The organism is Longibaculum muris, assembly GCF_004343035.1.
In the GTDB taxonomy this organism is placed as follows: domain Bacteria; phylum Bacillota_I; class Bacilli_A; order Erysipelotrichales; family Coprobacillaceae; genus Longibaculum; species Longibaculum muris.
In genome coordinates, this window is record NZ_SMCQ01000002.1 from 39,991 (window position 1) to 52,623 (window position 12,633).

Annotated in this window: 15 protein-coding genes; 4 read left to right on the forward strand and 11 right to left on the reverse strand. The window is 29.3% G+C overall.

All coding sequences use genetic code 11. The features are described 5' to 3' along the window. The first annotated feature begins 26 nt into the window (after nt 1–26). A complete protein-coding gene (locus EDD60_RS02295; protein WP_066446139.1) occupies nt 27–461 on the forward strand; it encodes a winged helix-turn-helix transcriptional regulator in 435 nt (144 codons plus the stop codon). Between the two features lie 130 nt (nt 462–591). Here the strand turns inward: EDD60_RS02295 and rlmD are convergent, their stop codons facing one another. Genes rlmD through EDD60_RS02310 form a run of 3 tightly spaced genes read right to left on the reverse strand, consistent with a single transcriptional unit; the run spans nt 592 to nt 4,011 of the window. Beyond that, complete coding sequence (rlmD, locus tag EDD60_RS02300; RefSeq protein WP_066446141.1) at nt 592–1,896, reverse strand: 23S rRNA (uracil(1939)-C(5))-methyltransferase RlmD; 1,305 nt, start codon at nt 1,894–1,896, stop codon at nt 592–594. Continuing rightward, on the reverse strand, nt 1,871–2,674 hold the full coding sequence (locus EDD60_RS02305) for a YihY/virulence factor BrkB family protein (protein WP_066446144.1): 804 nt from the start codon (nt 2,672–2,674) through the stop codon (nt 1,871–1,873). The genes rlmD and EDD60_RS02305 overlap by 26 nt, the downstream gene beginning before the upstream one ends. A 38-nt stretch (nt 2,675–2,712) precedes the next feature. Further along, nucleotides 2,713–4,011: an HlyC/CorC family transporter gene (locus tag EDD60_RS02310; protein ID WP_066446147.1), complete on the reverse strand. Its 1,299-nt coding sequence runs from the start codon at nt 4,009–4,011 to the stop codon at nt 2,713–2,715. A 143-nt stretch (nt 4,012–4,154) separates the two neighbouring features. On the opposite strand from EDD60_RS02310, the gene EDD60_RS02315 reads away from it, so the two are divergent. Further along, a complete protein-coding gene (locus EDD60_RS02315; RefSeq protein ID WP_066446149.1) occupies nt 4,155–4,829 on the forward strand; it encodes a gamma-glutamyl-gamma-aminobutyrate hydrolase family protein in 675 nt (224 codons plus the stop codon). Here EDD60_RS02315 and EDD60_RS16030 read toward each other — a convergent pair. The 5 genes from EDD60_RS16030 to EDD60_RS02335 all read right to left on the reverse strand — a co-directional run bounded on the left by EDD60_RS16030 (nt 4,826) and on the right by EDD60_RS02335 (nt 8,660). Continuing rightward, nucleotides 4,826–4,984 carry a hypothetical protein gene (locus EDD60_RS16030; RefSeq protein WP_165973116.1) on the reverse strand — a complete coding sequence of 53 codons (159 nt, stop codon included), beginning with the start codon at nt 4,982–4,984 and terminating at the stop codon, nt 4,826–4,828. The two genes, EDD60_RS02315 and EDD60_RS16030, sit on opposite strands and share 4 nt — an antisense overlap. An 86-nt stretch (nt 4,985–5,070) precedes the next feature. After that, entirely contained in the window at nt 5,071–6,216 is a 1,146-nt protein-coding gene (fucO, locus tag EDD60_RS02320) for a lactaldehyde reductase (RefSeq protein WP_066446151.1), read from the reverse strand. 471 nt (nt 6,217–6,687) lie between these two features. Further along, entirely contained in the window at nt 6,688–7,068 is a 381-nt protein-coding gene (locus EDD60_RS02325; RefSeq protein WP_066446154.1) for a hypothetical protein, read from the reverse strand. Next, entirely contained in the window at nt 7,065–7,613 is a 549-nt protein-coding gene (locus tag EDD60_RS02330) for a TetR/AcrR family transcriptional regulator C-terminal domain-containing protein (RefSeq protein ID WP_066446157.1), read from the reverse strand. Before EDD60_RS02330 ends, EDD60_RS02325 begins: the two co-directional genes overlap by 4 nt. Before the next feature lie 69 nt (nt 7,614–7,682). Continuing rightward, nucleotides 7,683–8,660 (reverse strand): sensor domain-containing diguanylate cyclase, encoded by a 978-nt coding sequence (locus EDD60_RS02335; protein WP_066446160.1) that lies wholly within the window; start codon nt 8,658–8,660, stop codon nt 7,683–7,685. A gap of 149 nt (nt 8,661–8,809) precedes the next feature. On the opposite strand from EDD60_RS02335, the gene EDD60_RS02340 reads away from it, so the two are divergent. Further along, a complete protein-coding gene (locus tag EDD60_RS02340; RefSeq protein ID WP_066446165.1) occupies nt 8,810–9,238 on the forward strand; it encodes a hypothetical protein in 429 nt (142 codons plus the stop codon). A 58-nt stretch (nt 9,239–9,296) separates the two neighbouring features. Here EDD60_RS02340 and alr read toward each other — a convergent pair whose 3' ends face one another. Beyond that, a complete protein-coding gene (alr, locus tag EDD60_RS02345; protein ID WP_243646609.1) occupies nt 9,297–10,436 on the reverse strand; it encodes an alanine racemase in 1,140 nt (379 codons plus the stop codon). A 37-nt stretch (nt 10,437–10,473) separates the two neighbouring features. Next, nucleotides 10,474–11,463, reverse strand: a complete 990-nt coding sequence (locus EDD60_RS02350; RefSeq protein ID WP_066446168.1) for a LolA family protein — start codon at nt 11,461–11,463, stop codon at nt 10,474–10,476. 93 nt (nt 11,464–11,556) lie between these two features. Here EDD60_RS02350 and EDD60_RS02355 point away from each other — a divergent pair, with 93 nt between their 5' ends. Further along, a complete protein-coding gene (locus EDD60_RS02355) occupies nt 11,557–11,754 on the forward strand; it encodes a DUF378 domain-containing protein (RefSeq protein WP_066446169.1) in 198 nt (65 codons plus the stop codon). 16 nt (nt 11,755–11,770) lie between these two features. On the opposite strand, the gene EDD60_RS16695 is transcribed toward EDD60_RS02355, so the two are convergent. Continuing rightward, the gene (locus EDD60_RS16695; RefSeq protein WP_066446171.1) at nt 11,771–12,610 is read right to left on the reverse strand and encodes a GNAT family N-acetyltransferase; all 840 of its coding nucleotides are present in this window, start codon (nt 12,608–12,610) and stop codon (nt 11,771–11,773) included. Nucleotides 12,611–12,633: the final 23 nt, after the last annotated feature.

A 12,633-nucleotide genomic window follows, 5' to 3' on the forward strand; every position in this document is an offset into this window, starting at 1 on the left:
AAATTTTTGTAAATGAGGGATGCCGTTTGAAAAAACAATATGATATAGAATGTAATATAGCTCAAACTTTAAATTTAATTGGTGATAAATGGACACTTTTAATTCTCCATGCTATCCAATCAGGATATACAACATATAAAGAATTGCAAGAAAACCTACCTGGTATTCCGACTAATCTATTATCCAATCGTTTAAAGACTTTATGTGAAGATGATTTATTGAAATGTGAACTTTACTCTCAACATCCACCACGTTATCAATATTCTTTAACAGATAAAAGTAAAGATCTTGATGATATCTACAATGCCCTCATTATTTGGGGTGATCGTCATTTATCAAGAAGCTACAAATGCCTAAAACATAAGGATTGTGATGGACAGATTCAAATCGTGTATGTTTGTCAAAAATGTGGTAAACAACTCACGAAAGATGAATTAATTGTTCATAATCATTCAAATTAAAAAAGCCATTACTGGCTTTTTTTATATTCTCCACATAATCTTTTTCTCATCTTGAAGATTCTTTAAACATTAAAAAAATATATAAAGAACAAATCATACAAACAATTCTATTCTAAATAAGCTTTAATCACTATTTTCTTTTGAGTTTAACTATTGTTTCAATCTTAGCACTATAAGGATATGTATCTAATGGAATCATTGTTTCAATATCATAGTATTTCTTTAAATCTTCTAAATTCTTAGCTAATGCTGAAGGATGATCACTTACAAAAATAACATCTTTCACCTTAGATAAGATTAAACTTTGTTGAATCGCTAATGATAATTCTTCACATCTTGCAATCACAACATCAAATTTTCTTTTTTTACATTGCGCAATTGTCGCTTCATCAATATTTTTACATAAAAATTCGACATCACTCTTATGTAAGAATTTCGCATTATCCTTAGCATCTTTAATATGATAATTCTTTTCATCAATAGCAACAACTTCATTATCAATTGCTAATTCTAATAAACCAATACCACAATTTAATGAAAGAACTGTAGCCTGTGCAGGAATCATTGAACGAATGATTTCTAACTTTGTTTTTTCCATTTCTGGATTGATTGGAAATTCTGATTTCACTGAATAAAGATATTGTTGATCAAAGCAATGAAATGGTAATGTTGATTGTCCATAGACTTTCTTATATCCTTGTAATTCAAATTCTTGATGTCTTGTTGTATTGATTGTAAACCAAATACTTTTGACTTCTTCAATCTGACTTATTTTTTCAACAATTTCTGGTTTTAACCCATCTTGTCCAGTAACAAATAATACTTGAATCTGTCCATCAATATTTCTTAATCTTAAAAAACGTAATCCTTTTTTCACTTTATCATTATAATCTCTTGCTTTACATTCATTTAAAATATCTTCAATTTTTACTAAGCATTGATTAATAAGAGGATCTTGCATAGGACAATTATTCATTAAAGTTAAGTATTTAGATTCTCTTTGATAAATCCCAACATTCACTTTTCCTTTAAAATAAGTAATTGGTAAAGATACAACTTTACGATATCCTTTACTAACTTGACATGCTCTTACATGTTGAATTGGTAAATGATCAACATCAAATTCAGTATATTTTTTTAAAGCATCTTTTAAAATTCCTTTTTTAAAAGGAGCATGTTGCTGATAGTCAAGTGCAGTTAAAGAACAACCTTGACAATTCTTATCTTCTTTACAAATAGACTCTACACGATCTTTTGACTTTTGAATATAAGACACAACTTTCCCTTTTAAAAACTTTCTATTTTCTTCAACAATTTCAACATCAACAATTTCATTAGGCAAAGCATTATTAATAAAACAAATTTTCTTATTAATATATCCAATTCCCTCTCCATTGATTCCTAACTTTTTAATCTCTACACGTTCTTTTCTCATCTTCTATTCTCCTTAAGTGTAAAATATTTGTAATGTACATTCCTATATAAAAGATCTCTGCCGCCCAATCAAAGACAAATAATATCATAACAATAAACGCTAATGGACCATAAACTGATTCAAAATCAGCAAAACGAAAATAAATATTTAAACCATAATATAAAACCAACATCAAAGCACTGGCAACTAATGCCCCTTGAAAAGCATCACTATAATGAATCCGAATTCTTGGTACAATCAAATAAATACTCATCAAACAAAAAACCAATAAGAAATATAAGATAATATGCCTAATGCCAAAAAAACGATATAAAAAATCAAAAATATAGGCCAAAGGTCCAAGTGCTAACACAGCAATAATTCCAATAAAAATCAGCAATATAAAAATAGTGATCTTAAAAGTATAAATATAATAGCCAATAATACTTTCTTCAATATCTTGATGATACATATTTTTTGAAACTTCGTAAATATTACCAACGCCTCTTGAAACAGTATAAACTGATACAATCATTGTAATGAGGGCAACTGTATTAACAGATTTAGATTCTAAAACATCTATTAACATGGATGAATATTGAGGCATAATGACTTGACTAATAATTTTTTCAATGATATCCATATTAATATTAAATAACGATGTTACAACTGCAACTAATGAAAATGCTGGTATTAAAATCAAAATCAAATAAAATGATAAGGCTGCTGCTGCATACGGTGGTACAACAGAACGATAATCATCATAAATATCTACACATTTTTCATAAAGTGCCTTCACAATTTGATACCCTCCCATTGATTAAGAAAGGAAAAACATTAATCATGCTTTTCCTCTACTTCATCATCTTCACTTTCTTCTTCATTTAAAAGTTCTAATTTCAACGATACAATTCTATTCTTATCAATTTCTTGAATTGTTAATAAAACATTATCAATTTTTAAGACTTGATTTAATTCTGGACTTCCATTACATTGTCCTAAAACAAGACCACCAATGGATTCAAAATCTTCAGAAGAAAACTTTGTTCCACAAGTTTCATTCACTTCATCAATATTTAAACTTCCATCAATTTGATAGATTCCTTCTTCCAATTCAACAATCGAATTTTCAACTTCATCATATTCATCATCAATTTCACCAACAATTTCTTCAACAATATCCTCAAGTGTTACAATCCCACTCATAACCCCATATTCATCTAAGACAATCGCTAATGAAACATGTTCTTTACGCATAGCTTCAAAGACATCAGAAATATGATTAAATTCATAAACAACAAATGTCTCACGCATAAACTCTTTCACATCAAATTTAGACTTAACAACCTTCGATAACATTAAATCTTTAATATGCAAGACTCCTATAATCTCATCATATGATTCTGAATGAACAGGAATTCGCGAAAATTGACTTTCTTTGAAAGTTTTCATCAAATCATTATAAGAAACATCATCACCAACACTAACAACATGGATTCTTGGAGTCATGATTTCCTTAATTTCAGTTTCACCAAATTCAAACACATTATGAATCATTTCTTTTTCTTCATCTTCCAAGACACCTTCTTCATGAGAAACTGTCACAATCGTTTTTAAATCTTCTTCTGTCATTGTTGGCCCATTATCACTATCTCCACCTAACAAATGAATAAAGACACTAGAAATCACATTTAACACCGCAACAACAGGTGTACATATAATTGTTACAAGTTTAATAAAACGACAAACTCCAAAAGAAATCGATTCAGCATTTTTAGTTGCTAATGATTTAGGTGTAATTTCCCCAAATATTAAAATAGCCAAAGTGACAATCCCAGTTGCAATCGCAACCCCTGTCCCTTCATTACCAAAAATAGAAATCACAAACGAAGTTGTTAATGATGAAGCACCAATATTAACCAAGTTATTACCCACTAATATTGAGCTTAATAAACGCTCTTGATCATCAAGTAAAGCATCAACAATCTTGGCTTTCTTATTATCATCTTCTTCAGCTAATGTTCTGACTCTGATTTTATTGACTGCCATAAACGCAGTCTCACTCATCGAAAACAACGCTGACATAGCAATTAATAAAATAAATAAAAAAATCATAACTATCTGACTCGAGTCCATCTATAAAAATTCTCCTTATATCTAAATTTATTCAATATTAATATAAAATGAAAGAATTGTCAAATTCTTCATACGATTACATATATAATAGTATAATCAATTTTTATGATTTATCAATAACAAAAATAATTTTAGGAGGAAATATGCGAAAAATTGCCATAACATTACGAAAAAAGGATGATAATATGACCTTCTTTATGAATCAAACCTATTTTCTTTGGTTATTACCATACTTTAATATTGAACTTGTTGTTCCTAGAGGTAATCACCAATATAAAGATATTGTTGAACGTAATGATTTATTATTGATTTGTGGTGGTAATGATATCAACCCATTTTATTATCACCAAAAAAATCATCCCTCAAACACAATAGAAGATCCATTAATAGAAACTATGGATTTTGCCTTATTACAACAATTCTATCATGCTCATAAACCTATTATTGGGATTTGCCGAGGGATTCAAGTCATCAATGTCTTTTTTAAAGGAACCCTCTTTCAAGATATCCCTTCAATTTCTCAAGTCGTCAATCATTCTCATACCCATCATCAAATAAAAGTTATAGACAAGACTTTTTTAGCAAAATATTTTCCTCATCAATCCCAAGTCAATTCTTTCCACCACCAAAACATTGATAATGTTTCACCTTTATTTCATATCAATGCAATCAGTGAAGATGGTTTTATTGAAGGCATTGAAAATCATCAAATTATTGCTGTTCAATGGCATCCAGAAAGAATGGATAAGAACTATCAAGAAACATTTATTCATATGATTATTGATTTTATTGATCAAAACAAAACATCTGATGATTAATTCTCAGATGTTTTTTCTTCTTGATGACTTAAAACTTCCATCAATTGTTTATGTTGTTTTCTTCTTTGTACAAGAAATAAGATTGGAAAAGTTACACTACATGCAGCTATAATTCCTAAAAAAGCCATAATTAATGTTTGATTAATGAGTTCCATACTTCCACTTCCTTTTGTGAAAGTATTATAACATAGTTTTACCAATAAGCAAAACAGATAAGACAATGTCTTATCTGTTAGCTCTATTATAATAATGATTGATAAAGTTCTTTGATTTCTTCAACACTTGTCTCTCTAGGGTTTCCTGGACGACAAGCATCTGCATAAGCTGATTCACTTAAGAAATCTAAATCTTCCGCTTTAACAATATCTTTTAAGTCAGTTGGAATACCAACATCTTGAGATAATTTTTTTACTGCATCAATAGCTGCTTGACGATATGTTTCTTGATCCATACCAGTTGTATCAACTCCCATAGCTTCAGCAATATCTTTATATTTTGTTCCTGTTGCAGGAGCATTGTAGGCCATAACTGTTGGTAAGATAATCGCATTAGCAACACCATGAGGTGTATCATATAAAGCTCCTAATGGATGAGCCATTGAGTGAACAATTCCTAATCCAACATTAGAGAATCCCATTCCAGCAATATATTGACCTAATGCCATACCTTCTCTACCTTCAGGTGTATTTTCAACTGCTCCTCTTAAATGTTTAGCAATTAATTCAATAGCTTTTAAATGGAACATATCACTCATTTCCCAAGCTCCAGCTGTAATATAACCTTCAATTGCATGAGTTAATGCATCCATACCAGTTGCTGCAGTTAATCCTTTAGGCATAGATGACATCATATCTGGATCAACAAATGCAACGATTGGTAAATCATGAGGATCTACACATACCATTTTACGATCTTTTTGAGCATCAGTAATCACATAGTTAATTGTTACTTCAGCAGCAGTTCCAGCAGTTGTTGGTACAGCTAAGATTGGTGTACAAGGATTCTTAGTATCAGCCACCCCTTCAAGACTTCTGACATCAGCAAATTCAGGGTTTTTATCAATAATTCCAATCGCTTTAGCAGTATCCATTGAAGAACCTCCACCAATTGCAATCATATAATCAGCTTTCGCATCTTGTAAAAATTTTACACCATGTTGAACATTTTCAATTGTTGGATTGGCTTTAATATCAGAATAAATCACATATTCTAAACCAGCTTCATCTAATAAATCAGTCACTTTTTTTGTCACACCAAATTTAATCAAATCAGGATCAGAACATACCATTGCTTTATGAAATCCTCTTGCTTTCACTTCATTAGGGATTTCTTGAATTGCTCCACTTCCATGATAACTTGTTTCATTTAAAATAAATCTGTTTGCCATAATATTTTTTCCTCCATTTGTGAATTTCTATAAATTTATTTTAGATTCTTGTGAAAATAAAAACAAGTGACAAACACTTCCATTTGTCACTTTTCAAATTCATTATTTGTTTGTAAGAGTTATTTGACAACGTTTTTTATAAAACGCAATGCCTTAACCAATTGCTTTTCTATGTTCATCATTTTCTATTCCTATTGGTATCTTTTTCATGATGATATGCCTTTCATTTTCTTATATTATACTACTTTATTCAGTACAAGAAACATATAACTTTCATTTCAATAATAAGTTTTTTTACATATCTTTACAATCTATTCTTTTTCTATCGCTATTGTGCCATTCTAATATCTAAAACCTTAATAGATAATTTAGAAAAACAGTTAAAAATAACTATATAAAAATTATTTTAATCTAACTAATTTGTATATCATAATATTTCTATTGTTTAAGCCAGATATTCATTTTCTAAAATCATTCTTTCTTTTCATCTTCAAAAGGTTCTAATCCCATTTCTTCCCAAGTTATACCATACGCTGCTCCACCGCTCGTATATCCAGCAATATAATAAAAGTATTCATTCTGTTCAATAGCTTCCATCTCCTGATGATTTCTGTTTTTCTTTTTAATTTGCCTTTCCTCATGTTTTTTTAGCCTTCTTTTTTCTTTTTCAATTTCTTCTAGTGTAAGTTGAACACCTAAACTCTGTAATTCATCAATAGCTTTTAAACCATCCACCTTAAATTTTTTTCTATAACTTCTAATCATATTCACTGATTCATCTTTATTAATTTCATTTATCCAAGTTATAGCCATCACTTTTCGTTTTGAAAACGGTATTTTCTTCTTTTTCATCGTAAATCCGATAACAAATCTTCTAATTTTGGTGGTAAAGCATCAATTAATAAATCAGCAATCATTTCAGGTGATTCTTTCATCCCTCGAATCGCCCATTCAACAGTCATAGTAATAGAACCATGACAATACATTTTAAGCAAAAACATAATATCTTCTGGAATATCACCAATTTTATTATGGATAATTTGTTTATAAAATTCTAAGATACATTGATAATCATAATTTTCAACATTGTTATAGTCTTTAGATTGAAAAGCCTGCATAAAAAAGATTTGATCATTTAACAAGAATGTAAACTTCTTAACTAACCCTTCTTTTAATGTTGATGAATTACCAATTTGACGAAAAGATTTATCCGCTAGTTTTTCAAAATACCAATTAACTAAATCATATTTATCTTGAAAATAACGATAAAAAGTTTGTCTTGTCATCCCACTATGCTTAACAATATCAGTCACTGTTATTTTATCTAAAGGTTGTTTTGCCATTAAATCTTTAATACTTTGAGCAAAAATATATTTTGTTTGATCATGTTCATTCATCCCCATTCACCCCTTTTTCCCATTATAAAAGAAATCAAAATATGTGACAAGAAAAAAGTAGCCTGATGGCTACTCTCCATGACATATTTGGCATTTTCCTTGTTTTTTTGCACTATACAAATAATGATCACATCTTTCAATCAATTCATGAATAGTTTCATCCTGAATAGTTGCAATGCCTAAACTCAAATGGACTGAATCATGAAATGTCTCAAGTAATATCTTTTGATTATCAAAAGCTTCTTTAATATTTTTGGCAATTTCAATGGCTTCATTATAGTTAGATTGAGGTAAAATAACTAAAAACTCATCTCCCCCAAAACGACATGGTAACATATTGGTATAAAGAAGATGTTGAATATTCTTTAAAATATTTCCAACATAAACAATGACTTCATCACCGACATTATGACCATACGTATCATTAATAACTTTAAAATCATCTAAATCTAAAAGAATAATTGAAAAGTCTTGTTTATTTTTTTGATATTCATTATATAATGAATTTAATTGTGCTCGAATAAAACGTTTATTATATAAACCACTCAATGCATCCTGAGTGTTTTCAATCGTTAATTCTTGATTAAGTTTTGTCAGTAATGTATTCTTTTCAATATTCTCTCTTACAATTGATACATCTTGTGACACATCTTCTGTCACAACAAAAACTCCTACACATTCTTTTTGAGCATTCAAAAGCGGATATTTGCGTGTATGGGCTACTTTAGTATAACCTCTTGCATCCTGTCCTTCGGTTTCAAATATATGCAATGGTTTCTTGGTTTTTATAACATTTTGTTCATCTTCATAGGCTTGTTTAGCATGCTTTGGAAAAAGAGGAAATAAATCAAAATCAGTTTTTCCAATGACTGAATCTGGTTGATCTTTAAATTCAGGATGTTTTGAGTAAAATTGTTGATTAACATAAAGAATACGACTATGAATATCTTTAAATACAAAAACATATGGCATATCTGATGTTACAATTGCTTCTAGAACTTGATTTGCGTCTATTCCTAAACGTTGCATGATTTCTTGAAACTCCATTTTTATCACCTGTCTTTATTGTAATCGCTTTCTATATAAAAGTAAATATGTTTATCAACTTTACTTATTTGAAAAGCGTCACATATTATATTTCTTATTGTCATATTTATGCAAATTTGTTAAAATAAGACCATTAGGAGGCATAGAGCATGAAATTTATTAAAAAATTTGCAAAAGAATTAAGTGTTTTTGGGTTAGTTCTTGTTGTTTTTTTAGGTCTTTTTCTTTATCGTCAAGCTACATTTAAAGATTATAAAACAATCAAGAAATCTGAACTCACTCAAATGGTTGAGGATAAAAAAGACTTTGTTGTTGTATTAGGTGATTCAAGTGATGCAACAGTTCAAGGTTATCAATCTATCATGACACAATATACAACTAAAAATCGTAAGACACCTTTCTACTATTTAGATACAAAAGATTTTGATAATTTAGAAAAATATGTAGAAAAGACTTTTAAAACAAATGTAACTTATCCTACAACTTTTATTATTAAAAAAGGTGAAGTTGTTGCCCAAAAAGAAGGTAGCTTACAATATTATTCATTATATGATTTTATCAGAGAAAACTTTTCATAACATGAACACTAATAAGAGCTAAAAAAATGTTGCGATATAAATTATCACAACATTTTTATTATTGACTAACATAAATTTTATCTAAGACTGGTTCATAAATACGTTCAACACGTTCACTAATTAAACAAACAATTTCATATGGAATGGTATCAAGTTCTTTTGCCATTTGTGACAAAGGAATATGTTCTCCAAAGATTTCAACTAAATCATGTAAGGCAACAGATTCATCCACTTTGACCATCACTTGATCCATGCATACACGTCCAACAATTGGATAATAGTGTCCATTAATATAAACCTTTCTTCCTTGATTAGCACGAACAAAACCATCGGCATAACCAATAGGTAGTGTAGCAATGTATTCATCTTCATCCGCCTGATAAGTAAAGCCATAACCAATATGTTCACCTTTATGCACTTTTTTAACCATGACAACTTTACTATAAAGTGACATCACCTGCTTTAACTGTAGACATTCATCACCCGCCGGATCCACTCCATACATAGCAATTCCAATTCTTGCAATATTTGAACGCGTTTCATGATGATACATCATGGAAGCAGAGTTTTGACAATGGATATATTTAAATTGATGATCACCTAATATTTCATAAAACATTGATAATTGATTTTCATAGGCTGCTTTTTGTAAATCATCATCTGCTGTTGCAAAATGAGTAAAGACACCATCAATTTGAAAAATATCAGTTGAACAAAGTTTTAAAACTTTTTCAAATTCCTCTTTGCTTTTCAAACCAATTCGATTCATTCCAGTATCAATAGCAATATGCACTTTGATAGGTTTTTGATGATGAAACAGACTTTGTATTTCTTTCATATAATCCAATGAAAATAAAGAAAGACTAATATCATATTTCACAACTTTATCTAAATTTTCTAAAGGAATAGCGCCTAATACTAAGATATCTTGTTGAATCCCTAATTTTCTTAAATCAATTGCTTCTTTTAAAGTTGCTACTCCAAACATTGAAATATGTGGGTTTTCTTTTAAACTATTCGCAACTTCTTTATATCCATGACCATAAGCATTGGCTTTAATAATAGCCATCATTGGTTTTTTAACTTTTTGATATAACGTATTCACATTATCTTTTAAATAATCTAATTGAATTCGTGCATACGTATCACGATAATGTGTCACAATAACACCCCTTTTCAATGTTCTAGTATAGTCCATTCATCTTCCTTTTTCAAGAAAAAATAGGGATTCATCCCTATTTCACATTTGTTGCCTGCATACTTGATAAAACTGATAACATTTCTTCTTTTGTTAAATCATTAGAATATAATGAACAAACAATTCCCGAAGATACATATGTCATTTGATTGTCATCTTGAAAAGCAATCCCATCAACTAAATCAATCATATCTCCACTAATTGTTTGAACACTCATAGCATCTTGTTTAGAAAGAGCACTTTCAATAATTGTAAAAGATTTCTCACCCGTGAATTTTAAAATATGATTTGTTGTATTATCAATTTGTGAAACTTTTTCATTTTCTAATGTAGATCCCATCAAAGCAACTGGATAAAGCGGTAAAGCCGAAGATGCACTGGTATATTGATTTTGCGTTTGTTTCATAATTGTCTCTTGAGCAAATTGATCTTTCTTTAAATCTTGATTCACTTTAAAAGAACTAGCTGTTAATTTGATAACTTCTGTTCCATCTTTATCATAAACATTCACATAGATTGGTTTTAAGTTCTTATCAAACTTCACTTCTTGAGTTTTAACACGATCATCATTTTCATAAGCCATATTCCCATTGACTAAATATCCATCTTTGACTTTTTCCGGTTTATTATCTTTTAAAAATGATAATAATGATTGATAGATGTATGGTTTAGGCGAATTGTTTGGCCATTCGCTTTTAAATTGGAAAGCTTGATTTAATGAAGGTGTTAAAACAAATACACCATCATCATTTCTCACAATGACTTGAGCCTGATTTAAAGATTTATCATAGAGTTCAACCTTATAATAATCTTTTTCACCAATATGAGCAAATGTTGAAGTGACTTGATAAGATTTTAACTCATCATTTTCTAACATTTCCATATTACAAACCAATTCATAGCTTTTATAAGCATTCGCTTCTTTTAAAACTTTATCTAATGATGAAGGTTTAAATTTAAAAAAACAAAAGATACCAATGAGTAAGACCACCACACCAGCAATAATCGCAATATATTTCTTATTCATCATTCTTCCTCCTCGACACATTTTATGAATAATTACAAATTTTATGAATAAAGAAACAATCTTTGGTTATACTATCACTAGGAGGAGTTAATTATGAACATGATACAAAAAATAGCTTTAGTCTTTACAATTATTGGTGCTATCAACTGGGGCTTGATTGGATTATTTAATTTTAACCTTGTTGAAGCCATTTTTGGAAATTCATTGTTAAGTGCTATTATTTATATGGTTGTCGGAATTGCCGGAATTATTAATATTATGTTATTATTCACTGATTTAGATCGTGGATAAGAAAAAGTTATCGTATTTATACGGTAACTTTTTTATTTACAGGATATTTTTGAGCATTCTTGATCATCTTATCTAAAATAATTTCTTTGATATCAACATCAAGATGAATGGCTAGTTGAATACTATAAATCATAACATCTGCTAATTCTTCACAAACATGAACGATATCATGTTCATCATCCCATTGAAAACATTCTAATAATTCAGCTGCTTCAATAATAATTGATTTTGAAAGATTATCAGCACTATGATATTGATGCCAATCTCTTTGAGTTACAAAATCATCAATGACACTAATCAATAATTCTAATTGATCACTTGGTTTTTGAATGTTGTATTCAAACATTTCACTATAACGAATACCTGATTCTTCACGATGTAAAGAGGTAATTCCAGTAAAATAGAAACCATTTTTTTGATATAAATAACGTGCTGGCAAGTTATTTTCAGTAATATCCAAACGTAATGCAAGACACCCTTTTAAAATAGCTTGTTTTTTAATCCATTTTAACATTTGACTTGCATATCCCTTATGTTGATAAAGTGGATCAATAGCTAAGGTATGGATAACTAAAACCTGTTCATCTCTAGCTTGAATTTGCCATTGAGCGTTTTCATAACCAGAATCTTGTTGATGATTTAAGATGACACTTCCAACAACCATACCATTGATTTTGTATATATACATTTCTTGATTGTCAATGGCTTCATAGGCTGATTCTTCTGTGGGATATAAACCTTTAGGCCATTTGGGATAATTAATAGTTGTCATAAAAGCTTCATGAATATGTTCATAGATTGCACTTATGCTTTTTAAATCATCCATTGTTGCTAATTTAAATTCTACTTCTTCCATTTTTTCCTCCATAAGAAAAAGAC

Excerpts from the sequence above, each read along its gene's own strand:
- fucO (WP_066446151.1), bottom strand. The coding sequence starts at position 6,216 with ATGGCAAACAGATTTATTTTAAATGAAACAAGTTATCATGGAAGTGGA.
- rlmD (WP_066446141.1), bottom strand. The coding sequence starts at position 1,896 with ATGAGAAAAGAACGTGTAGAGATTAAAAAGTTAGGAATCAATGGAGAG.
- EDD60_RS02325 (WP_066446154.1), bottom strand. The coding sequence starts at position 7,068 with ATGAAAAAGAAGAAAATACCGTTTTCAAAACGAAAAGTGATGGCTATA.
- EDD60_RS16695 (WP_066446171.1), bottom strand. The coding sequence starts at position 12,610 with ATGGAAGAAGTAGAATTTAAATTAGCAACAATGGATGATTTAAAAAGC.
- EDD60_RS02315 (WP_066446149.1), top strand. The coding sequence starts at position 4,155 with ATGCGAAAAATTGCCATAACATTACGAAAAAAGGATGATAATATGACC.
- EDD60_RS16030 (WP_165973116.1), bottom strand. The coding sequence starts at position 4,984 with ATGGAACTCATTAATCAAACATTAATTATGGCTTTTTTAGGAATTATA.
- EDD60_RS02350 (WP_066446168.1), bottom strand. The coding sequence starts at position 11,463 with ATGAATAAGAAATATATTGCGATTATTGCTGGTGTGGTGGTCTTACTC.
- EDD60_RS02355 (WP_066446169.1), top strand. The coding sequence starts at position 11,557 with ATGAACATGATACAAAAAATAGCTTTAGTCTTTACAATTATTGGTGCT.
- EDD60_RS02330 (WP_066446157.1), bottom strand. The coding sequence starts at position 7,613 with ATGAATGAACATGATCAAACAAAATATATTTTTGCTCAAAGTATTAAA.
- alr (WP_243646609.1), bottom strand. The coding sequence starts at position 10,436 with ATGGACTATACTAGAACATTGAAAAGGGGTGTTATTGTGACACATTAT.
- EDD60_RS02335 (WP_066446160.1), bottom strand. The coding sequence starts at position 8,660 with ATGGAGTTTCAAGAAATCATGCAACGTTTAGGAATAGACGCAAATCAA.
- EDD60_RS02310 (WP_066446147.1), bottom strand. The coding sequence starts at position 4,011 with ATGGACTCGAGTCAGATAGTTATGATTTTTTTATTTATTTTATTAATT.
- EDD60_RS02340 (WP_066446165.1), top strand. The coding sequence starts at position 8,810 with ATGAAATTTATTAAAAAATTTGCAAAAGAATTAAGTGTTTTTGGGTTA.